The sequence below is a fragment of the Olleya sp. UBA1516 genome, from assembly GCF_002323495.1.
Classification (GTDB): domain Bacteria; phylum Bacteroidota; class Bacteroidia; order Flavobacteriales; family Flavobacteriaceae; genus Olleya.
Genome location: NZ_DCQO01000020.1, coordinates 225,938 through 248,583 on the forward strand (window position 1 = coordinate 225,938; position 22,646 = coordinate 248,583).

The window sequence follows — 22,646 nt, forward strand, 5'->3', positions numbered from 1 at the left end:
GTTGTGAGTGTTTTTTTTAACGACAAACTGATTAATTTTAGTAAATCTTATTCGTTTTTTAATTAAAGCTGAAACCAATCATTGACTCTTACATCGTTTTTAGGCACAAACGTTTTATGGATAAACTCGTTATTTGCTTTATTGTATTCATAGTCTTTAGCCCATTCTTCATGGTTTTCTGCTAAAGCTATTAAACTTTCGCACACATAATCTATTTCATTACAGGTTGTTGTTGGGTGTATTGACATACGTATCCAACCTGGTTTACGAATTAAATCACCTAATGATATCTCATTTACCAAACTATGTGATTGCTCTTGGTCTACATGTAATAAATAATGGCCATAAGTACCTGCACAACTACAACCACCACGTGTTTGAATTCCGAATTTGTCGTTTAATAATTTTACGCCTAAATTAAAATGTAAATTATCGATGTAAAAGGAAACCACTCCTAATCGTTTTTTTTGATCTCCTGCTAATATTTTAATATTATCTACATGATCCAAGTTAGAAAATACTTGGTTTAGCAACTCATGCTCTCTATCTAACATATTTTTTACTCCCATTTGCTCCTTTAACTTTATGGCCAAAGCAGTCTTTATAGTTTGTAAAAAACCTGGAGTACCACCATCTTCTCGATCTTCTATATTGTCAATATATTTATGTTCTCCCCAAGGATTTGTCCAACTAACAGTACCTCCTCCTGGACAATCAGGTATCATGTTTTTATATAGTTTTTTATTAAAAACTAAAACACCAGAAGTACCAGGACCTCCTAAAAATTTGTGAGGCGAAAAGAATATAGCATCTAAAGCTTCGTCTTCATCTTCTGGATGCATATTAATATTTACGTAAGGTGCAGAACATGCAAAATCCACAAAGCATACACCTCCATTTTTATGCATTAATTTTGCAATTTGATGGTAAGGCGTCTCAATTCCTGTGACATTACTTCCTCCTATTACTGAAGCTATTTTAAGTGGATAATCTTTATATTGTTCTAATAATATTTCAAGATTACTCAAGCTAAATAACCCATCTTCTCCTGCAGGAATAACCTCCACTTTAGCCATAGTTTCTAACCAAGATGTGTGGTTAGAGTGATGCTCCATATGTGTTACAAATACCACAGGACGAATCTCGTCAGGAATAGTTGTAAATCTTTTTAAGTTTTCTGGAATTTTTAATCCTAAAATACGCTGAAACTTATTGACTACACTTGTCATTCCGTTTCCTGCTACAATTAAAACGTCGTCTGCATTAGTATTAACGTGTCCTTTAATAATCTGCCTAGCTTTATGATAGGCGTTTGTCATGGCTGTTCCAGAGACAGTAGTTTCGGTATGTGTATTAGCTACAAAAGGTCCAAATTGATTTAATAGTTTATCTTCAATTGGTCTATATAAACGTCCAGAAGCTGTCCAATCTGTATAGACCATTTTTTGTAATCCATAAGGCGATTCAAACTCTTGATTTATACCTACAATATGCTGTCTAAATTTAGAAAAATAAGCTTCTAATTCTGATTTCTCTGTTCTTTGGGCTTTTGTAACGTGCATAACTAACTACTTGTTAAATAAAAATACTAAATATTAGCAATTTCCTTGATTTCTGAAATAATTTTATCTGCTAGACTATCTGCTTCTGTTTGGCTTTTAGCTTCTGTATAAATTCTAATAATTGGCTCTGTGTTACTTTTTCGTAAGTGTGCCCAACTTTCTGCAAAGTCTATTTTAACACCATCAATGGTTGTTAAATTTTCATTGCTGTATTTATCTTCCATTGCTTTTAAAATAGCATCAACATCCAAAGTTGGCGTTAATTCTATTTTTTTCTTACTCATAAAATAGCTTGTGTAAGTTTTTCTAAGTTCACTAACACTTAATTTTCTTTCGGCTAACAAACTTAAAAATAAAGCAACACCAACTAATGCATCACGTCCATAATGTGAATCTGGATATATAATTCCGCCATTACCTTCTCCTCCAATAACTGCATTATTTTTTTTCATTAAAGTAACTACATTAACCTCTCCAACTGCAGAAGCTTCATATGTACCTCCATGTTTTTCAGTCACATCACGCAACGCTCTGGTTGAGCTCATATTGCTTACCGTATTACCTGGATTTTGACTTAAAACCCAGTCAGCACATGCAACTAAAGTGTACTCTTCACCAAACATTTCGCCATTTTCATCCATAAAAGCTAAGCGATCAACATCTGGATCGACAACAATTCCAAAATCGGCATTATGCTTTTTAACTTCATTAGATAAATCTCCTAAATGCTCTTTTAAAGGTTCTGGATTATGCGGAAAATGACCTGTTGGATCACAATATAATTTTACTGCCTCAACACCTAAACGCTCCAACAATAAAGGTATTGCAATTCCTCCTGTACTATTTACACCATCCACAACTACTTTAAAATTTGCGTTTTCTATTGCTTTTTGGTTTACATATTCCAATTCTAAAACCTCATCAATATGTATGTCTATATAAGCATCATTTTTAGTAATCTCTCCTAAATCATCAACTTCAGCAAAAGTCATGCTATCAGACTCTGCAATCTCTAAAATTTTCTGTCCTTCTGCACCATCTAAAAATTCACCTTTAGCATTTAATAATTTTAAAGCATTCCATTGTTTTGGATTATGACTGGCAGTCAATATTATCCCACCATCTGCATGTTCCATTGGCACAGCAATCTCAACTGTTGGTGTTGTTGATAAACCTAAGTCCACAACTTGAATACCTAATCCTACTAATGTATTCATTACCAAGTTTTGAATCATGTCTCCAGATAAACGTGCGTCACGACCAACGACCACTTTATAATCCTTTTTGTCGCGTTGTTGTTTTAGCCAAGTACCATAAGCTGATGCAAATTTTACTGCATCTATTGGTGTTAAATTATCACCAACTGATCCTCCAATTGTTCCTCTAATTCCTGATATAGATTTTATAAGTGTCATTCTCTAAATTTGTTTTTTAATTTTAAAAAATAGGTTTCAAAATATTTATAAGACAGATGTGCCATTATAATAGTAAATGCAAAAGTTAACATATAAATTAAAACTATTGTTAACCAGTCATTAAAAATTGTATCTATTTGTAGCTTCAAAAATAAGAAAACTACAGCGTTTAATGCGATTACATGAAACATATATAATCCATAAGATATTTGCCCCAAGTAATTGAGTGATTTATTTTGGATGTTAACACCTAGATTATTATACGCTATCGTGTGGATAAACATCCCAAATAACACCATAGTTATTAGGTTAAATATATAAGTGTCTGTTGAATGAAATATATCTGTTACAAAATACACCAATACCAAAACGCCTATTATTATTGGGTAAATCTTATTATTTTTAAAAAACTGAAGCTTCTTTTTTTCTTCTAAAACTGCTACAATTCCGCCAAAAAACAAAAAGAAAAAAACCATTTTAAAACTTTTAAGAACACTAAAAAGGCTTAAATGAAATATTAAAAAGTACAAACCCGTTAGTCCTATTAAAAATTGTAAAACCCTATTTTTATTTACCAAAAATAAAGCTGGAGCAACTATAATATAAAATTGCTCCTCAATACCAATAGACCACAACACCTCCAAAATACCTCCAGGCATGTAAAGCTTAGCAAATACATTGGGTAAAAAAAACATGGACATTAATAAACCATCCCATAAAGGATAATTATTTGCAAATGGTATTTCTAATTCTGGTAAAATAATCCAATAAAACACAAAACCAAAAATGACTACCAAATAATACAACGGAAATATCCGTAATACACGACGCATGTAAAATTTACGTATAGAAAAAGCATCGCGCTGTTTACTACTATAAATAGTTTTAATTATTAAAAAACCACTTAATACAAAAAACATATATACTGCTTCTACTCCTCGATTAAATATAGGTGCATCCAAAAAGTACGGAAGTCCTTGATTACGACACAATTGTGGTAAATGAAAAAACACAACCAATGTGGCTAACACAAACCGTAATACATCTAAATTGGGTAATCGCTTCAAATTATAAAATTTACAGGGTAAAAATACATATATTTATAAGATGAATTTTCTAGCACACATTTATCTTTCCGGAAACGACAAAATGATTACCATTGGTAACTTTATAGCAGATGGTATAAGAGGAAAAAAATATAAAGATTACCCACAAGACATCCAAATTGGCATTTTATTACATAGACAAATCGACACTTTTACTGATGCACATCCTACAGTAAGAAAAAGCACAAAACGACTACACAAAAATTATGGACATTATTCTGGTGTGATAGTCGATATTTTATACGACCATTATTTAGCAAAAAACTGGCCAAAATACTCAGACGTGCCTTTAGCAGACTATGTAGATGACTTTTACGATACGCTTGAAAATAATTTTGAAATCTTACCTTCCCGAATTCAAAAAATGATGCCTCATCTTTTAGCAGACAATTGGCTGCTAAGCTATGCGTCCATTGAGGGAATAACAAAAGTATTGGAAGGCATGAATAGACGTACTAAAAACCGTTCTAAAATGAATTTAGCTGTCAATGAATTAGAAGAATTTTACAACGAATTTGAAACAGAATTTACTAGCTTTTTTGATGAGCTTATCACTTTTACCAAACAAACATTAAAGACTTTACAAACTAAGGACCAATGAAAAATTTAGCCATACTTTTTGTAATTTGTATTACTTTTTTTAGTTGTAAAAACAACAACAAACGTGGATTAATTACCAAACAGGCTATGGTTGTTTCAGCAAGAGAAGAAGCATCTAAAATTGGAACTGCTATTTTAAAACAAGGTGGAAATGTCTTTGACGCCATGATAGCTACAGATTTAGCATTAGCTGTTTGCTACCCTTATGCTGGCAATATTGGTGGTGGTGGTTTTATGGTTTATCGGTTGGAGGATGGTAGGATTGGCGCATTGGATTATCGCGAAAAGGCACCAAAGCTAGCAACCAAAAATATGTATTTAGACAGTTTAGGAAATGTTATTCCTAATCTAAGTACTCAAGGTGGACTTGCTGTTGGTGTGCCTGGTACAATCGCAGGATTATTTGAAGTGCACGAAAAATTTGGTTCTTTACCTATACAAGACATTATGCAGCCTGTCATTGATTTAGCAAATCGTGGTTTTGTGGTCTCACAAAAAGATCAAGCTGTATTAGAAGAAAAAAAAGAAGCTTTTTTAGCAGTCAATAAAAGCGAAATATTATTCACAAAAAATTGGATAGCAAAAGACACCATTAAACAACCAAACTTAGCAAAAACACTTGAAGCCATAATGATAAATGGTCGTGACGAATTTTATAAAGGTAAAACCGCTAAAAAATTAGCAAGCTTTATACAAGCTAATGGTGGCGTAATTACGGTTGACGACTTAGCAAGTTATCAAGCCATATGGCGTAAACCTATTACATTTGAATACGATAATTTAAATATTATATCCATGTCACCTCCTTCAAGTGGTGGTATCTGTTTAGCTCAAATACTAAAGCAAATTGAAGATTTTAATTTAGATGAATTTGGGCACAATAGTCTTAAAAGTATTCAGGTTATTACCGAAGCTGAGCGACGTGCGTACGCAGACCGTAGTTTTTATTTAGGAGATCCAGATTTTGTTACAATACCTCATGACCAATTGTTAAGTGATGCTTACCTAAAAAACAGAATGGCTGACTTCACCTTTGAAAAAGCGACACCTTCTAGTACCATTTCTCATGGAAAAGTTGATATTATTGAAAGTGATGAGACCACGCACTACTCCATCGTTGATCAATTTGGTAATGCTATAGCTGTGACAACCACCTTAAATTCTGGTTATGGTTCAAAATTATATAGTCCAGAATTAGGGTTTTTCTTTAATAACGAGATGGATGATTTTTCCAGCAAACCTGGAACGCCTAACGTGTATGGATTAATTGGTGCAGAAGCTAATAGCATCTTACCAGAAAAGCGTATGTTAAGCTCTATGACGCCAACGATTGTAGAAAAAAACGACAAACTATATATGACTTTAGGGACTCCTGGAGGATCCACAATAATAACATCTGTAATGCAAACTATTTTAAACGTGCATGAATATGATATGACCATGCAAGAAGCTGTAAATGCTCCCAGATTTCATCATCAATGGTTACCTGACCAAATTAGAATGGAACCTAACTCTTTCTCAAAAGATCTAGTCCTTCAATTACAGCAAAAAGGCTATTCCATTACCGAAAAAAATGCTGACGTTATTGGTAAAGTAGATGGCATCTTAGTTTTAGATAATGGTCAATTAGAAGGTGGTGCAGATAAGCGTGGTGATGACACTGCTATTGGATTTTAAACAGTCTACTAAATTTAAAACAAAATAATTTTTACAAAATGAAACTTAAAAAAGTACTAAAAATAATAGCTGGTGTAATCATCTTTTTTACATTACCAAGTTTGCTGTTTTTTGGATTTGTTTACTTTAAATATAACGAAGATTTACCTATTGGTAATCAAACAGAAAAAGCTGATATTTTAGCACATAAAATGCTAATATCTTTAAACGCTGACGCGTACAAAGCTACTAATAATTTAGAATGGACCTTTAGCCAAAAACACCACTACAAATGGAATAAAAAAGAGAATAGCTGTGAAGTCTATTGGAAAAAAAACAAGGTAATATTAGACCTTAACAATCCGTCTAAAAGTCAAGTTTTTATAAACAAGCAAGACGTTAATACTAAAGAGAAGGAAGCACTTATCCAAACAGCAACAGACTACTTTAACAACGATTCCTTTTGGTTAGTTGCACCATATAAAGTATTTGACCATGGTACGTCTAGAAGCATTGTTAAGCATAATGGTAAAGATGCTTTAATGGTGACTTACTCTAAAGGAGGCTCTACTCCTGGAGATTCTTATTTATGGATTTTAGATGACAATTATAAACCTACAAAATTTAAAATGTGGGTTGATATTTTACCTATTGGAGGTTTGGAAGCCACATGGAGTGATTGGAAAACAACCGAGTCTAAAGCAGAGTTACCTACCAACCATCAATTATTATTTTTTGGTTTTGATATAGGAGACGTTAAAGGCACTAAATAACATAAGCAGTAGTTATCCTTTGACTAACATTAAAACGATAACTACTGACTACCAAAAATTAAAAGCAAGTTTTGCTACTTACTTTTTTGACCTACAAATTGCTGTTCTTTAGACTTAAATAACACATTAAAAGTGGTTAAGCTTCCATAAATTCGGGTTATGTATTGTTGTATATCCACTTTCTCTGATGGTTCTAGATTCTAGAGTTAACTTTTTGTTCCATCACTCTCAATCGGTCTCTAACCATAGTAATTTTATGAAAAAAGTCTTCAATTTTTATTACTTTACTTTTTAAGTTACTGTCAGCTGGTTTTAATTCTAAGATGCCTCCTTTCCACTTGTCGCCAATTGACACAATTTCCGAGACATCGCTATATTTTTTAAGTATTCTAACCAAGCTACTTTCTACATCAAAAAGACTAATAGTGTCTACCTCATTTTCTGCAGCTTCAATAACTTCAAAATCATCATTTAAAGCAATGGTTTCTAATCCATTTTCAATAAAAGTAACCCAATAATTTTTACTATCAATGTTAGTTACCACTCCTTTTCCGTGTTCTGGATGGTTAATTCTAGAGCCTATTCCTAATATTTCCATTATCGTTTTTTTTATAATTTCAAAAATAGTGATAATTAATAAAATCCTAACAAACACTATTTCTAAAAGAAATACAAAATGCGTATCTTTACAGCTTTGTCTATTTCTGGGCAAAAACACTTAAATGCTATGAGTAATTTTGAAGAAAACATAGAGGTTAAAGGTGCCAGAGCACATAACCTTAAAAATATTGATGTGACCATTCCTCGCGAAAAACTAGTTGTGATTACTGGTTTATCTGGTAGTGGTAAATCGTCATTAGCATTTGACACCATTTATGCTGAAGGACAACGTCGTTATATCGAAACGTTTTCTGCTTACGCGAGACAATTTTTAGGTAGTTTAGAGCGTCCTGATGTTGATAAAATTGATGGATTATCTCCTGTAATTGCTATTGAGCAAAAAACAACTAGTAAATCTCCAAGATCAACGGTTGGAACTATTACTGAGATTTATGATTTTTTACGTCTTTTATATGCTAGAGGTAGTGATGCTTACAGCTATAATACAGGCGAAAAAATGGTAAGCTACAGTGATGAGCAGATTAAAGAATTAATCACCGAAAGCTATAAAGGCAAGCGTATAAACATTTTAGCTCCTGTGGTACGTTCTAGAAAAGGACATTATCGCGAGTTATTTGAGCAAATTGCTAAACAAGGCTTTGTAAAAGTGCGTACTGATGGCGAAATCAAGGATTTAGTTAAAGGTATGAAGTTGGATCGTTACAAAAACCATGACATTGAAATTGTAATTGATAGACTTAAAATTGATGATGGTGTTGATAATGACAAACGTTTAACCGAAAGTATTAATACAGCCATGTATCATGGTGATGATGTGTTGATGGTTATTGACCAAGACACTCAGGAAGCACGCTATTTTAGTCGTAGTTTAATGTGTCCAACTTCTGGTGTTTCTTACCCAAATCCAGAACCTAATAATTTTTCGTTTAACTCGCCTAAAGGTGCTTGCGATAATTGTAATGGGATTGGAACATTATATCAGGTTAACGAAAAAAAGATTGTTCCAGACGATACTTTATCCATAAAAGGAGGTGCTTTGGCGCCTCATGGTCCTGAAAAAAAGAGCTGGATTTTTAAACAATTTGAAACCATTGCAGAACGCTATAATTTTAAATTAAGCGATCCATATAAATCAATACCACAAGAAGCTAAACAAGTAATTATGTTTGGTGGTAATGAAAAATTTTCGGTTGAAAGTAAAACTTTAGGCATAACCAGAGACTATAAAATAGACTTTGAAGGTGTTGCTAACTTTATTGAAAATCAATACAAAAATGCTGAATCAACTTCTTTAAAACGTTGGGCTAAAGACTATATGGACAAAATTGAATGTCCTGTCTGTGAAGGTGCTAGACTAAAAAAAGAGTCGTTATACTTTAAAGTAAATGGTAAAAATATTGCCGAATTAGCTAATCAAGATATAAGTGAATTAGCTAAATGGTTTAAAACATTACCTCAGTATTTGACTGAAAAACAAGTCAAAATTGCTGAAGAAATTATAAAAGAAATTAGTGCCAGACTTCAGTTTTTATTAGATGTTGGTTTAGACTACTTGTCTTTAAACCGAAGCTCTAAATCGTTATCTGGTGGAGAAGCACAACGTATTAGATTAGCAACGCAAATTGGATCACAATTAGTTGGTGTACTGTATATATTAGATGAACCCAGTATTGGGTTACACCAACGTGATAACGAAAAACTAATTAATAGCTTAGTGTCTTTACGTGATATTGGTAACTCTGTTATTGTTGTAGAGCATGATAAAGACATGATTGAGCGTGCAGACCATGTTATAGATATTGGTCCAAGAGCTGGTAAACATGGAGGAGAAATTATTAGTCAAGGGACACCTAAACAGCTATTAAAAGAAAAAACACTTACTGCAGAATATTTAAATGGTAAAAGAGAAATTGAAATACCAAAAAAACGACGCGAAGGGAATGGACACTTTTTAGAGCTTAAAGGCTGTACAGGAAACAATTTAAAAAATGTGTCAGTTAAATTTCCATTAGCTAAAATGATTGGTGTGACAGGTGTCTCTGGTAGCGGAAAATCTACTTTAATTAACGAGACACTCTACCCTATTTTAAATGCACATTATTTTAATGGTGTAAAAAAACCAATGCCTTATAAAAGCATAAAAGGTTTAGAGCATATAGATAAAGTTATTGATATTAATCAATCGCCAATTGGTCGTACACCAAGAAGTAATCCTGCAACTTACACCAAAACATTTGACGAAATCCGTAGCCTTTTTGCTAAAATACCAGAAGCCATGATACGTGGTTATAAACCTGGACGTTTTAGCTTTAATGTTGCAGGAGGACGTTGCGAAACCTGTAAAGGTGGTGGTTTACGTGTTATTGAAATGAATTTTTTACCTGATGTGTATGTCGAGTGTGAAACTTGTCAAGGTAAACGTTTTAATCGCGAAACTTTAGAGATTAGATATAAAGGAAAAAGCATAAGTGATGTTTTAGACATGACCATTAATGAAGGGGTTGACTTTTTTGAAAACATTCCTAAAATTCATAAAAAACTAAAAACAATTAAAGATGTTGGATTAGGTTACATTACCTTGGGACAACAAAGCACAACGCTATCTGGTGGAGAAGCACAACGTATAAAATTGGCTACAGAGTTAAGTAAACGCGACACTGGTAACACCTTTTATATATTAGACGAACCAACTACAGGTCTTCATTTTGAAGATATTAGAGTGTTAATGATTGTATTAAACAAATTAGCAGACAAAGGAAACACAGTGTTAATTATAGAACATAATTTAGATGTCATTAAAACCGTAGATCATATTATTGATATTGGATATGAAGGCGGTAAAGGTGGTGGACAAGTTATTGTAGAAGGTACTCCAGAAGTAGTTGCTAAGCATAAAAAGAGCTACACAGCTAAATTTTTAAAGAAAGAATTAAAATAATATTGGGAATGAATTACATTTACAATAGACCAATATTTAAACACTAATAAATAGAAAATAAACAGTTATATAATGAGAGAAGAAAAACATCCAAAAGGTTGGAATGAGAAAAAAACAAATGATTCTTGGGCGATTTTTAAAATCATGGGAGAATTTGTAAATGGTTTTGAAAAGATGAGCGCCATAGGACCTTCTGTTTCAATCTTTGGTTCAGCACGTACTAAGCCTGACCATAAATATTACAAATTAGCAGAAAATATAGCTTCAAAAATAGTCGATGCTGGATATGGTGTAATTACAGGTGGTGGACCTGGTATAATGGAAGCTGGTAATAAAGGTGCACATTTAGCAGGTGGTACATCTGTTGGATTAAATATTGAATTACCGTTTGAGCAACATGACAACCCATATATCGATTCTGATAAAAGTTTAGACTTTGACTACTTTTTTGTTAGAAAAGTAATGTTTGTTAAATACAGCCAAGGATTTGTAGTAATGCCTGGTGGATTTGGAACTTTAGACGAATTGTTTGAAGCCATTACGTTAATACAAACTAATAAAATTGAAAAATTCCCAATTATACTTGTAGGTACTGACTTTTGGGAAGGTTTAATGGGATGGGTTAAAACTACCCTTTTAGATAGTTTTGCAAATATTAGCGAAGGTGACTTAGATTTAATACATTTAGTCGATTCTGCTGAAGAGGTTGTAGATATTTTAGACAACTTCTATAAGGATTATGGATTAAGTCCTAATTTCTAAAACAGTTAATGATAAAAAAAACATTATACTTATTAATACTACTTAGTTTTTCAGGTGTCTATGCACAAGACACCTTTAAAACTATGTTTTATAATTTATTAAACTTTCCGCTTCAAGAGCCTGCTAGTGATCGCTTAGACGAGCTAGACATTATATTATCCAATTATCAGCCAGATCTTTTTATGGTTTGTGAGCTTAATAATAGCTCTGGAGCAAATGCTATTTTAAACATGATGCAACAAAGCATTAATGTCAATTATCAAATGGCTAATTTTGTACTTAACTCTAGTGATAATAATTTAGGAGACCAAAACGATTTACAAAACTTAATTTATTTTGACAGTTCTAAGTTTAGTTTAGAAGGACAAAATCAAGTCACTACAATTTACCGAGACTTTAATCATTATCAATTAAAGTTAAACACACTTACTCAGGACACAGACCCAATATATTTAAACGTGATTGTGTGTCACTTAAAAGCATCAAGTGGTACTGCAAATCAGCAATTACGTTTTCAAATGGCTCAGGATTTAACAACTTACTTATCCACTTTTTCAAGTAATGATTATTTTTTATTAGCAGGAGATTTTAATGTGTACACAAATTCCGAACCTGCTTTTCAAGAGTTTATCAATCCTACAAACAATATCACCTTTATAGATCCAGCAAACAGGATGGGTAGTTGGCACAATAACCAAAGTTATGTAGATGTTTTTACACAGTCTACAAGGACAGCAACAGGACTTGGTGGTACTACAGGAGGTTTTGATGACAGGTTTGACTTTATACTAACTAGTACTTCTTTAACTAATAATCCGGAATTACAATTTACACCAAATAGTTATCAAGTATATGGTAACAATAACAACCCAAATTGCTGGAATAGCGCAATAAATAGTAGCGATTGTTCTGGTGTTTTGTTTTCAGAAAGTATTAGAGAGTCTTTACACAATTTTAGCGACCATCTTCCCGTTACTTTAAATATTGAAACCAATCAAAACTTTTTAAACGTACCTGATGTGGTAGTTAAAAAACCAGTTTTCGAGATCATTGGATCCAATATGGTTTCAAGTTTATTAAATTTAAAAATTAACGCATCGCTTAAAAACGACAATAACCTAAAGATTTACAACACGTTAGGTCAAGTTGTAAAAACAATTTTTATAAACGACAAAACTATTAACGTTGATATTTCGTATTTATCAAACGGAATATATTACATTTCACTTAACAATATTAATGTTCAACCTTTAAAGTTTGTAAAAGTCAATTGAAGCTAAACTATTATATTTTTATTTGTTTTATACTATTTAGTATTTCGGCTTTAAGCCAAAATACTATTGACATTGAGGCTGTTTTTGATACTAAAAAAAATAGCATAAACGTAACGCAAATTATACAATATAAAAATAATAGTAATACGGTTTTAGACACCATCTATTTAAACGATTGGAGTCATAGCTATTCTTCAAAAACCACTCCACTTGCCGAGCGTTTTGCAGATGAGTTTAAAACAACGTTTCATTTTGCAAATAATGAAGATCGTGGTTTTACTGCATTAACTAGTATTAAACAATCTAATCAAACCACGTTTTTTGAACGTTTAGCTAAACACCCAGATGTTATTAAGGTAGCTCTTAACACACCTTTACAACCCAATCAATCTTATAATATTACACTTACCTATATTGTTCAAATACCTCATAATAAATTTACAAGATATGGTGTCAATGACTTTGGTGATTACAACCTACGCTTTTGGTATATTACGCCTGCTGTGTTTGATGGATCTTGGCATTACTACAGTAATAAAGATTTAGAAGATTTATTTGTAGAACCTGCAAATATTACCCTTAAACTTACCTATCCAAATAATTTTACGCCAATATCTGAATTAAATATTTTAAATAATGAAGTTGGAACTGTTACAACCACTACTTTTAAAGGTGAAAATAGAATAAACTCTAAATTATCTCTAGTACAAAACAACGATTACAAGACAGTTGAGACAGATTTTTTTAATATTGAATCAAATATTGATACTGAAAATCTAGAACCTACTGAAGTGGCATTAGCATCCGATCGAGTTGCACAATTTATTACCAAAAACCTAGGTGATTATCCACATGAAAAAGTATTATTAACTTGGATTGATTACAAAAAAGACCCTATTTACGGTCTTAATTTACTTCCTGATTTTGTAAGACCTTTTGAGGACACGTTTCAATATGAATTAAAATTACTTAAAACCACATTAAAGGTATATTTAGAAAACACTTTGTTAATAAACCCAAGAAAAGAACAGTGGTTACTAGATGGTATTCAGGTGTATTATTTAATGAAATACGTCGAAAACTTTTATCCTAACCAAAAAATATTAGGAAAACTAGCTAATGTCTGGGGAGTAAGAGCGTTTCATGCAGCAGACTTAAATTTTAATGACCAATATTCGTTTTTGTACATGCACATGGCACGTACAAATATTGACCAACCTATTGGTATGGCTAAGGACTCGTTATTAAAATTCAACAAAAACATTTCTAACAAATACAAAGCAGCAATTGGATTAAATTACTTGGATGATTACATAGGTGACTCCGTAGTCTCTAAAACTTTAAGTGATTTTGTTAAACAATCTAAATTAAAACGTACAACACCAGCAGATTTTGAAACTATAATTAGATCTAAAACTCCTAAAAATATTGATTGGTTTTTTGAAGACTATGTTAGCACAAGTAAAAAGATAGATTTTAAAATCAAAAAGATAAAAAAATCAGAGGACTCTATTAAAATTACTCTTAAAAACCTAAGGGATAATAAAATGCCTGTTTCGCTTTTTACTTTAGAAAACGATAGTATTACCTCTAAGTTTTGGATTGATGGTTTTAATGGTAATAAAACCATTACAATAGCAAATAAAGACGTGGACCAATTAGCGTTAAATTATGATAATATCATCCCAGAATTTAACCAACGTAACAATTTTAAAAAGTTAAATGGCTTTTTTCTAACCAATAAACCTTTACAATTTAGATTATTTAAAGACATTGAAGACCCAAACTATAACCAAGTCTTTTTTATGCCAGAGTTTGACTATAATTTTTATGATGGACTATCTCCTGGTTTAAAACTATACAATAAGACCCTTTTAAGTAAACGCTTTCTATACAAATTAAGTCCTAAATATGGATTTAAAAGTAATCAAGTTGTTGGTAGTGCCTCCTTGATTTATAATGCTAGACCAGAAGGTACAGACAATTTTAGAACACGCTATGGATTATCTGGTAACTATTACAATTATGCACCAAACTTAAGCTACACCTCTTTTACACCTTTTATTGATTATAATTTTAGAAACCATAAAGATTTAAGAGACAATAAACGTGAGTTTTTATCTTTTAGATATATAAATATAAATAGAGAAGTTGATCCAACAGGAGAATTTGAAACTGATGGAGAACCAAAATACTCTGTTTTTAATGCTAAATATGGTCTTGTAGACAATAATTTAAAAGACTACGCGTCATTATTTACAGATCTACAAGTAGCTAAAAACTTTGGTAAAATATCTGCTACGTTAGAGTTTAGAAACCTAAACGAACGCAATAAACAGTTTAATTTACGCGTTTTTTCTGGTTTGTTTTTATACAATGATACGTATCAAGATTCTGACTTTTTTAGTTTTGCTTTAGACAGACCCACAGACTATTTATTTGACTATAATTATTTAGGTCGAAGCGAACAAACTGGAGTATTAAGTCAACAAATTATAATAGCCGAAGGTGGATTTAAATCAAAACTATCTCAGCCTTTTGCCAACCAATGGATGACAACCGTTAACACAAGCGCAACACTTTGGAGATATATTATGCTTTATGGTGATGCTGGAGTTATAAAAAATCAAAATTTTAGTCCAGAATTTGTTTATGATTCTGGTATTAGATTAAATCTTGTCGAAGATTATTTTGAGCTATACTTTCCGGTCTACTCTAACTTAGGTTGGGAAATAGGACAACCTAATTATGACGAAAAAATTAGGTTTATAGTTACCCTATCTCCAAAAACTTTATTAGGTCTATTTACTAGACGTTGGTATTAATAAATTCTTAGCAGATTAGTCTTTTTTGCGATTAATTTATTAAATAACCCTGCTTAATGCTTAATTATTGAATAATTCACATTTTTTTAAGATTTTTTGATATTGCTAAACCGACAATTTTTGATTAAATTTGTTTCAAATAATTCCTTACACATGCAAACAAAAGTTAACAATAAAAAAGACTTGTCTTTTGAAGATTTTAAAACTGAAGTTCTTAAAGATTACCACATCGCTGTAACCAGTCGTGAATGTAGTCTATTAGGACGTCGTGAAGTGTTAACCGGAAAAGCTAAATTTGGAATATTTGGTGACGGTAAAGAAGTCCCTCAATTAGCTATGGCTAAAGCTTTTCAAAACGGAGATTTTAGATCAGGTTACTATCGTGATCAAACCTTTATGATGGCTATTGGCGAGCTAACAATTCAGCAGTTTTTTGCTGGATTATATGCCAATACAGATTTATCGCAAGAACCTATGTCTGCAGGAAGACAAATGGGTGGACATTTTGCAACGCATAGTGTGGATGAAAACGGAAATTGGAAAAATCTAACTCAGCAAAAAAACTCAAGTTCTGACATCTCACCTACAGCAGGTCAAATGCCAAGATTATTAGGTTTAGCGCAAGCATCAAAAATTTACAGAAATGTTAAAGGTATTGATACGACCAATTTTTCTGTAAATGGTAATGAAATTGCTTGGGGAACTATAGGAAACGCAAGTACAAGTGAAGGTTTGTTTTTTGAAACTATTAATGCTGCTGGTGTATTACAAGTACCAATGGTAATAAGCGTTTGGGATGATGAATACGGAATCTCTGTACATGCAAGACACCAAACAACAAAAGAAAATATTTCTGAAATCTTAAAAGGATTTCAACGTGATAAAGACAATAATGGTTATGAAATCCTAAGAGTTAAAGGTTGGGATTATGCTAATTTAATAGCGACCTATGAAGAAGCTGCAAAAATAGCAAGAGAAGAACACGTACCTGTTTTAATTCATGTTAACGAGCTTACACAACCACAAGGTCACTCGACCTCAGGATCGCATGAGCGTTACAAAGATAAAGACCGTTTAGAGTGGGAAGCTAATAACGATTGTAATCTTAAAATGCGTGCTTGGTTAATAGAAAACAACATTGCAACTGACGAAGAATTACAAACCATTGAAAAAAACATTAAAAAGCAAGTTAGAGATGCTAAAAAAGCTGCATGGACTAATTATTTAAAACCTGCTTTGACAGAAAAAGAAGATTTAGTAGCGCTATTAAAAAATGTTGCTAACGCTAGTTCTAATAAAGTGTTTATTGAAAAAATTGCAAACGATTTAAGTGCTATTGGAGAGCCTAACAGAAAAGACTCTGTATCTGCTGCTAGAAAAGCGTTGCGTTATGTTATTGCTGAAAATTCTTCAGAAAAACAACAATTATTAGACTGGATTGACACCTTTTTTACCAAGGTACAACCCTTGTATAGTTCTGATTTACATAACGAAAGTTCAACTTCTGCGATTCATATAAAAGAAATTAAACCAACTTACGACAGTAAAACTGAAGATGTTGATGGACGTGTTATTTTAAGAGAAAACTTTGATGCTATCTTTAATACATATCCTGAAACTTTAGTATTTGGAGAAGATGCTGGTAACATTGGAGATGTTAATCAAGGATTAGAAGGTTTACAAGAAAAATATGGCGAATTACGCGTTGCTGATGTTGGTATTAGAGAAGCGACCATTTTAGGCCAAGGTATTGGTATGGCTATGCGTGGTTTACGTCCAATTGCCGAAATTCAGTATTTAGATTATATCCTATATGCTTTACAAATAATTAGCGATGATTTAGCAACCTTGCGTTACAGAACAAAAGGTCGTCAAAAAGCACCATTAATTATTCGTACTCGTGGACATAGACTAGAAGGTATTTGGCATTCAGGTTCGCAAATGGGTGGCGTTTTAAATCTAGTTAGAGGGATTCATGTATTGGTACCAAGAGACATGACCAAAGCTGCAGGTTTTTACAATACACTTTTAAAAAGTGACGAGCCTGCCTTAATTGTAGAGTGTCTTAACGGTTATAGATTAAAAGAGAAATTACCATCTAATATTGGAGAGTTTACAACACCTATTGGAGTTGTTGAAACTATCAAGGAAGGTGCAGATATTACTTTAGTATCTTATGGATCAACTTTAAGAATTGTTCAACAAGCTGGCAAAGAACTAGCTGAAGTTGGTATTGATGCAGAAATTATTGACATACAATCTTTACTACCTTTTGATATTAATCACGACATTGTAAACAGTGTCAAAAAGACCAACCGCTTAATGGTTATAGATGAGGACGTTCCTGGTGGAGCATCCGCATATATATTAGATCAAATAATTAACACTCAAAATGCATATAAGCATTTAGATAGCCAACCTAAAACATTAGCTGCTAAACCACATAGACCAGCTTATGGTACAGATGGAGATTACTTCTCTAAACCTTCAACAGAAGATGTTTTTGAAGCAGTTTATGCGGTTATGCACGAGTCTAATCCTAGTCGTTTTCCTAAGTTAAGATAATTGGTCAAACGCTATATACTAAATAAAAAAGCTCATCTATAAAATTAGATGAGCTTTTTACTTATATATTAGTTACCATTTACGATTTTAGAAAATCAATTAAAATAGTATTTAATTGGTCCTTATGGGTAATATTTAAACCATGAGGTGCACCTTTAATGACTTTAAACACATTATCTGTAATACCTTTTGCTGCTTGATTAGCAGACGTTTCAATTGGGACAGTGTTATCACTATCACCATGTACAATTAAAGTTGGCACATTTACATTTTTTAATTCATCTCTAAAATCTGTATGCATCCATGCTTTAGCAGTTTCGATTGTGGCTCTTGGCGAAGCGTGTGAAGCTACAACAAAATCATAGTCTAATTGTGCTTGACTAACCTTGTCTTTATTGTCTTCAAAATTATAAAATCCTTTAGAAAATTCTTTTAAAAACCCTACTCTGTCTTCTTCTAAAGCATCTTGAATACCTTGTAAATCCCTTTCAGAGACACCATCTGGATTATCCTCTTTTTGCTTAACTAAAGGTATAATACTACTTATTAAAGCTGCTTTGGCAATTTTATCTGTGCCAAAATCTGTACAATATCTTACAACTTCTCCTCCTCCCATTGAAAATCCTACAACAATCACATCTTCAAGATCTAACTGAGCAATAATTTGTTCTAAATCGCTAGCTAATGCAGAATAGTCGTATCCATTCCAAGGTGTACTACTTATTCCGAAGCCTCTCCTATCGTAGGAAATGCATCTATAACCTGATTCTACGATTTTCCACACTTGATGTTCCCATGATTTTCTACTTAATGGCCAACCATGAATTAAAATGACTGGTTGTCCGCTTCCATAATCTTCATAAAAAATATCTACGGTTTCTGCTGTGTTTTTGTTTGTAATAAATGGCATATCAATTTCTTTTTTTTTGGTTTACTTAAAGATAAAATATCAATGACTAAACAGTGTTAAACCAGACTTAAAGTATTATTAACAAGTCGTTAAATTGCAAAAAATAAAATATATAAATGAAATTATGCAGACAATAGGCATTAGCTAGAGTAAATGACTCCTTTTTTTATACCTTTAAAATCTATTTAAAAATTATGATAGAACAAACCGATTTAACAACACGCGATTGGCTAGCTATTGAGCGTACCAAATTAGCCAACGAACGTACTTTTTTGGCTTATTTTAGAACTTTTTTAGTTATTTTAGGTACAGGAATTACTATACTTAAATTAGATTTACTAGCAGATTTAAAAACGTATGGTATCATATTAATAGCAATAGCTCCTATTATTTTAATAATAGGTATTGTACGCCTGTATGTAGTCAAACGCACTATAAAAAAACACTATAGAATTTAAATGAAAGCTGTATCTGTTGTTACGATCCGAAAAGAGTTAAAACATAAAACCAACGAAGAATTGGCAGAACTATGTTTAAGATTATCACGTTTTAAAAAAGAAAACAAAGAGCTGCTTACCTATTTATTATTTGAAGCAGATAGTGAAGCTGGTTATATTGAAACCGTCAAAGCTGAAATAGACGAACAATTTGAACTAATAAATACAGATAGCTTTTTTTATATAAAAAAGAGTGTTAGAAAGATTTTACGAAACACGAAAAAATATATTAGATACTCGCTTAATAAAGAAACTGAAGTTGAATTACTGCTGTACTTTTGCAAAAAGTTAAAAACAATGAAACCGTCTATTTCTAGAAACACAACCTTAACTAATCTGTATGACCGAAACATTGAGGCGATTACTAAAAAAATATTAGCATTACATGAAGATTTACAATACGATTATACTACTGAATTAGAAGATATGTAGTTTAAAATTAAAACATAAAAAAAGCCAACCTTAACGGTTGGCTTTTATATTCAATCTGTAAATAGATTATGCAGTTTGCATATTGTGTTTACCCTCGTAAACTTCTTCTATTAATTTTTTATTAAAAGCTGGCAAATCGTTTGGATTACGACTTGTGACTAATCCTTCATCTACCACTACTTCGCTATCTTCCCACATGGCTCCTGCATTTACTAAATCTCTTTTAATAGAGCTAAATGATGTTACTTTACGTCCTTGCAATACACCTGCTTCAGCTAACAACCAAGGTGCATGGCAAATAGCTGCTACTGGTTTTTTATTAGCAAAAAACGATTTAATAAATCTAATTGCATCTTCATTTCTTCTTAAAGTATCAGGATTAATGACTCCTCCTGGTAATACTAGTGCATTATAATCGTCTTGAGACACTTGATCTAAGGTCTTATCTACTTCATAACTGTTACTCCAGTTTCCGTCTGCCCAACCTTTTATTTGTCCTGATTTTTCAGAGACGATATGTACATCTGCTCCTGCTTCTTTTAAAGCATTCATTGGTTCTTTTAATTCACTTTCTTCAAATCCATTGGTTGCTAAAATTGCAACTTTCTTTCTCTCTAAGTTTTCCATTTTATTTTTTGGTTTTTGTTATTAATAATTCGATTTACCTCTAAAGTACTATAATTAATAGCCTTAGACGAATTACAAAACCTGTTTAACTTCGATTTAATATCAAGTGTTAAATAATAATATGGAAGTGTTAAAACCCATTTAGCTTCGTTAAAAAAATTAACTATTTGGGTTCTATAATTAAATATATTGCAGTACTATCTCCAACATTTAGTACTTGATGCTGGCTAATTTCAGATTTAGACCAAGTCACTCCTGTTTTTACAGGAATAGTACGTGTACCTGTAGCATCTGTTATTTGAAAAGTGCTTCCTGCTAAGGTATAACCAAAATGTGGTTTATGATAGTGCTTCTCATGACCAACATTAGGTGGAAACGTACATTTTAATATGCGCTGTTTTTTTGTGTCTTGTAATACTTTGCACACTTTATGTCCTTCCCAACCTGCTGCTAATGGATCTGGAAGTGTTTGTACAGTCTTACAAGAAAAGCTTAAAAGCACTATTGCGATTATATAATATGGTTTCATGATGTTTTTTAAAGTTTTAAATAAATGTTAGTACATAATCTTAACTAACATCTCTTTAAGCAAATCACCTTGTGGCACAGCATTACTATCAACACCTTTACTTTTACCATCAAACTCGCGTAAAATAGCAATAACTTGACTAACTTTTCGCATTGGATAATTGCGTGAAGCCTCTATATATTCGTTTACAAAATATGGGTTAACACGCAATGCAGAGGCTACACTTCGAGGGTTTTTATCAGACATTCCATGTAAATGCAATAATTGAGAAAAAAAGCTAAACAATAAAGATACAGTTAAGACCATTGGATTATCCTTTGGGTTTTCTGCAAAATAATGGACAATTTTAAAAGCCTGAGCAGTATTTTTTGCACCAATAGCTTTACGTAACTCAAAGTTATTATAGTCTTTACTAATACCTATATTTTCTTCGATATGGTCAGGAGTAATCTGTGTGTCTCTTGGTAAGACTATTTGTAGTTTGTTTAACTCATTACTTAATTTACTCAAATCTGTACCTAAAAACTCCACTAACATTTGTGATGCTTTTGGAGTTATAGAATAGCCTTTTGGTGACAACACACGACTTATCCAATCTGGTACTTGGTTTTCGTAAAGCTTTTTACTTTCAAAAACTTGACCTGACTTTTTAATAGCTTTGTAAACCGCTTTACGTTTGTCTACAGATTTGTATTTATAACAAATAACTAAAACCGTTGTAGGTTGTGGGTTTTTGGCATAATCTGCTAATTGATCAATTGTCCTAGATAAATCTTGAGCTTCTTTAACAATCACCACTTGACGATCTGCCATCATAGGGTAACGCTTAGCATTACTTACAATATCGTCCACGCTAATATCACGACCATATAACACCATTTGGTTAAAGCCTCGCTCCTCTTCCGTTAAAACGGTTTTTTCGATGTAATCTGAGATTTTATCAATGTAATAAGCCTCCTCACCCATTAATAAATAGATAGGTTTAAGCTGCTTATTTTTTATATCAGTAACTAACTGTTTGACTTCGTCCAAAGGAAAAAAATTTAAAAATTTGGTTTTTGACTTTTGAAGTTTAACTTTGAAAAAAACCGAATACCATTAAATGCAAGAGTTAAACTTTCCAAAGTTTGTGTTTCGATTCAAAAATAACGAAAATAAAGTATCTATTTTTGATGTTATACGTAAAAGATTTATGGTCTTACAACCTGAAGAATGGGTAAGACAACATTGTGTACATTACTTAATAGAAGTTAAAAAATATCCAATCTCTTTGATTAATGTCGAAAAAGAACTAAAAGTCAACGATTTAAAAAAGCGTTATGACATTGTTATTTTTAATACTGACGGAAGCATACATTTAATTGTAGAATGTAAAGCGCCTAAAATAGAAATCAAACAAAACACTTTTGACCAAATAGCACGTTATAATTTGGCATTAAATGCAACCTATTTGATGGTAACAAATGGTATTAATCACTATTATTGCAGTATGGATTTTAAAGCAGAACAGTATCACTTTTTAAAAGACATACCAGATTATCAAGAACACTAGTT

Annotated in this window: 18 protein-coding genes and 1 pseudogene; 11 read left to right on the top strand and 8 right to left on the bottom strand. The window is 32.1% G+C overall.

The window, feature by feature from the left end; all coding sequences use genetic code 11:
* Positions 1–62 precede the first annotated feature (62 nt).
* Genes B2989_RS13345 through B2989_RS13355 form a run of 3 tightly spaced genes read right to left on the bottom strand, consistent with a single transcriptional unit; the run spans position 63 to position 4,044 of the window.
* A complete protein-coding gene (locus B2989_RS13345; protein WP_292949324.1) occupies positions 63–1,562 on the bottom strand; it encodes an aminotransferase class V-fold PLP-dependent enzyme in 1,500 nt (499 codons plus the stop codon).
* Between the two features lie 26 nt (positions 1,563–1,588).
* Complete coding sequence (gene glmM, locus B2989_RS13350; RefSeq protein ID WP_292949326.1) at positions 1,589–2,977, bottom strand: phosphoglucosamine mutase; 1,389 nt, start codon at positions 2,975–2,977, stop codon at positions 1,589–1,591.
* Positions 2,974–4,044 (bottom strand): acyltransferase family protein, encoded by a 1,071-nt coding sequence (locus tag B2989_RS13355; RefSeq protein WP_292949328.1) that lies wholly within the window; start codon positions 4,042–4,044, stop codon positions 2,974–2,976. The genes glmM and B2989_RS13355 overlap by 4 nt, the downstream gene beginning before the upstream one ends.
* A gap of 40 nt (positions 4,045–4,084) precedes the next feature.
* On the opposite strand from B2989_RS13355, the gene B2989_RS13360 reads away from it, so the two are divergent.
* Genes B2989_RS13360 through B2989_RS13370 form a run of 3 tightly spaced genes read left to right on the top strand, consistent with a single transcriptional unit; the run spans position 4,085 to position 7,112 of the window.
* The gene (locus tag B2989_RS13360) at positions 4,085–4,684 is read left to right on the top strand and encodes an acyl carrier protein phosphodiesterase (RefSeq protein WP_292949331.1); all 600 of its coding nucleotides are present in this window, start codon (positions 4,085–4,087) and stop codon (positions 4,682–4,684) included.
* On the top strand, positions 4,681–6,360 hold the full coding sequence (ggt, locus tag B2989_RS13365) for a gamma-glutamyltransferase (RefSeq protein WP_292949334.1): 1,680 nt from the start codon (positions 4,681–4,683) through the stop codon (positions 6,358–6,360). The genes B2989_RS13360 and ggt overlap by 4 nt, the downstream gene beginning before the upstream one ends.
* A gap of 38 nt (positions 6,361–6,398) precedes the next feature.
* Positions 6,399–7,112, top strand: a complete 714-nt coding sequence (locus B2989_RS13370; RefSeq protein ID WP_292949337.1) for a hypothetical protein — start codon at positions 6,399–6,401, stop codon at positions 7,110–7,112.
* Positions 7,113–7,186: 74 nt separating this feature from the next.
* On the opposite strand, the pseudogene B2989_RS13375 reads toward B2989_RS13370, so the two are convergent.
* A pseudogene (locus B2989_RS13375) lies at positions 7,187–7,710 on the bottom strand (hypothetical protein).
* Positions 7,711–7,839: 129 nt separating this feature from the next.
* Between B2989_RS13375 and uvrA the strand changes: the two are divergent.
* The 5 genes from uvrA to B2989_RS13400 all read left to right on the top strand — a co-directional run bounded on the left by uvrA (position 7,840) and on the right by B2989_RS13400 (position 18,097).
* Entirely contained in the window at positions 7,840–10,671 is a 2,832-nt protein-coding gene (gene uvrA, locus B2989_RS13380) for an excinuclease ABC subunit UvrA (protein ID WP_292949505.1), read from the top strand.
* 72 nt (positions 10,672–10,743) lie between these two features.
* Positions 10,744–11,433, top strand: coding sequence for a TIGR00730 family Rossman fold protein (locus tag B2989_RS13385; protein ID WP_145001258.1), 690 nt, complete (start codon positions 10,744–10,746; stop codon positions 11,431–11,433).
* Between the two features lie 8 nt (positions 11,434–11,441).
* Positions 11,442–12,707 (top strand): T9SS type A sorting domain-containing protein, encoded by a 1,266-nt coding sequence (locus B2989_RS13390; protein WP_292949341.1) that lies wholly within the window; start codon positions 11,442–11,444, stop codon positions 12,705–12,707.
* Positions 12,704–15,532 (top strand): metalloprotease, encoded by a 2,829-nt coding sequence (locus B2989_RS13395; RefSeq protein ID WP_292949344.1) that lies wholly within the window; start codon positions 12,704–12,706, stop codon positions 15,530–15,532. The genes B2989_RS13390 and B2989_RS13395 overlap by 4 nt, the downstream gene beginning before the upstream one ends.
* A 153-nt stretch (positions 15,533–15,685) precedes the next feature.
* Positions 15,686–18,097 (top strand): alpha-ketoacid dehydrogenase subunit alpha/beta, encoded by a 2,412-nt coding sequence (locus B2989_RS13400; RefSeq protein WP_292949347.1) that lies wholly within the window; start codon positions 15,686–15,688, stop codon positions 18,095–18,097.
* A gap of 79 nt (positions 18,098–18,176) precedes the next feature.
* Here the strand turns inward: B2989_RS13400 and B2989_RS13405 are convergent, their stop codons facing one another.
* Positions 18,177–19,007 carry an alpha/beta fold hydrolase gene (locus B2989_RS13405; RefSeq protein WP_145001250.1) on the bottom strand — a complete coding sequence of 277 codons (831 nt, stop codon included), beginning with the start codon at positions 19,005–19,007 and terminating at the stop codon, positions 18,177–18,179.
* A gap of 194 nt (positions 19,008–19,201) precedes the next feature.
* Here B2989_RS13405 and B2989_RS13410 point away from each other — a divergent pair, with 194 nt between their 5' ends.
* Together B2989_RS13410 and B2989_RS13415 are read left to right on the top strand one after the other, a co-directional pair.
* A complete protein-coding gene (locus B2989_RS13410; protein ID WP_292949351.1) occupies positions 19,202–19,465 on the top strand; it encodes a DUF202 domain-containing protein in 264 nt (87 codons plus the stop codon).
* Positions 19,466–19,936 carry a hypothetical protein gene (locus tag B2989_RS13415; RefSeq protein WP_145001245.1) on the top strand — a complete coding sequence of 157 codons (471 nt, stop codon included), beginning with the start codon at positions 19,466–19,468 and terminating at the stop codon, positions 19,934–19,936.
* Between the two features lie 66 nt (positions 19,937–20,002).
* On the opposite strand, the gene B2989_RS13420 is transcribed toward B2989_RS13415, so the two are convergent.
* From B2989_RS13420 to holA, 3 genes are all read right to left on the bottom strand, one after another.
* On the bottom strand, positions 20,003–20,563 hold the full coding sequence (locus B2989_RS13420; protein ID WP_292949354.1) for a type 1 glutamine amidotransferase domain-containing protein: 561 nt from the start codon (positions 20,561–20,563) through the stop codon (positions 20,003–20,005).
* Positions 20,564–20,726: 163 nt separating this feature from the next.
* Complete coding sequence (locus tag B2989_RS13425) at positions 20,727–21,092, bottom strand: cupin domain-containing protein (RefSeq protein WP_145001241.1); 366 nt, start codon at positions 21,090–21,092, stop codon at positions 20,727–20,729.
* Positions 21,093–21,119: 27 nt separating this feature from the next.
* Positions 21,120–22,124, bottom strand: a complete 1,005-nt coding sequence (gene holA / locus B2989_RS13430; protein ID WP_145001239.1) for a DNA polymerase III subunit delta — start codon at positions 22,122–22,124, stop codon at positions 21,120–21,122.
* Between the two features lie 70 nt (positions 22,125–22,194).
* On the opposite strand from holA, the gene B2989_RS13435 reads away from it, so the two are divergent.
* Positions 22,195–22,644 carry a type I restriction enzyme HsdR N-terminal domain-containing protein gene (locus tag B2989_RS13435; RefSeq protein WP_292949358.1) on the top strand — a complete coding sequence of 150 codons (450 nt, stop codon included), beginning with the start codon at positions 22,195–22,197 and terminating at the stop codon, positions 22,642–22,644.
* Positions 22,645–22,646 lie beyond the last annotated feature (2 nt).

What these genes read in the sequence shown, in the direction of transcription:
- uvrA (WP_292949505.1), top strand. Translation starts at nt 7,840, where the DNA reads ATGAGTAATTTTGAAGAAAACATAGAGGTTAAAGGTGCCAGAGCACAT.
- ggt (WP_292949334.1), top strand. Translation starts at nt 4,681, where the DNA reads ATGAAAAATTTAGCCATACTTTTTGTAATTTGTATTACTTTTTTTAGT.
- B2989_RS13405 (WP_145001250.1), bottom strand. Translation starts at nt 19,007, where the DNA reads ATGCCATTTATTACAAACAAAAACACAGCAGAAACCGTAGATATTTTT.
- B2989_RS13410 (WP_292949351.1), top strand. Translation starts at nt 19,202, where the DNA reads ATGATAGAACAAACCGATTTAACAACACGCGATTGGCTAGCTATTGAG.
- B2989_RS13360 (WP_292949331.1), top strand. Translation starts at nt 4,085, where the DNA reads ATGAATTTTCTAGCACACATTTATCTTTCCGGAAACGACAAAATGATT.
- B2989_RS13425 (WP_145001241.1), bottom strand. Translation starts at nt 21,092, where the DNA reads ATGAAACCATATTATATAATCGCAATAGTGCTTTTAAGCTTTTCTTGT.
- B2989_RS13370 (WP_292949337.1), top strand. Translation starts at nt 6,399, where the DNA reads ATGAAACTTAAAAAAGTACTAAAAATAATAGCTGGTGTAATCATCTTT.
- B2989_RS13385 (WP_145001258.1), top strand. Translation starts at nt 10,744, where the DNA reads ATGAGAGAAGAAAAACATCCAAAAGGTTGGAATGAGAAAAAAACAAAT.
- B2989_RS13420 (WP_292949354.1), bottom strand. Translation starts at nt 20,563, where the DNA reads ATGGAAAACTTAGAGAGAAAGAAAGTTGCAATTTTAGCAACCAATGGA.
- B2989_RS13400 (WP_292949347.1), top strand. Translation starts at nt 15,686, where the DNA reads ATGCAAACAAAAGTTAACAATAAAAAAGACTTGTCTTTTGAAGATTTT.
- glmM (WP_292949326.1), bottom strand. Translation starts at nt 2,977, where the DNA reads ATGACACTTATAAAATCTATATCAGGAATTAGAGGAACAATTGGAGGA.
- B2989_RS13345 (WP_292949324.1), bottom strand. Translation starts at nt 1,562, where the DNA reads ATGCACGTTACAAAAGCCCAAAGAACAGAGAAATCAGAATTAGAAGCT.
- B2989_RS13435 (WP_292949358.1), top strand. Translation starts at nt 22,195, where the DNA reads ATGCAAGAGTTAAACTTTCCAAAGTTTGTGTTTCGATTCAAAAATAAC.
- B2989_RS13415 (WP_145001245.1), top strand. Translation starts at nt 19,466, where the DNA reads ATGAAAGCTGTATCTGTTGTTACGATCCGAAAAGAGTTAAAACATAAA.
- B2989_RS13390 (WP_292949341.1), top strand. Translation starts at nt 11,442, where the DNA reads ATGATAAAAAAAACATTATACTTATTAATACTACTTAGTTTTTCAGGT.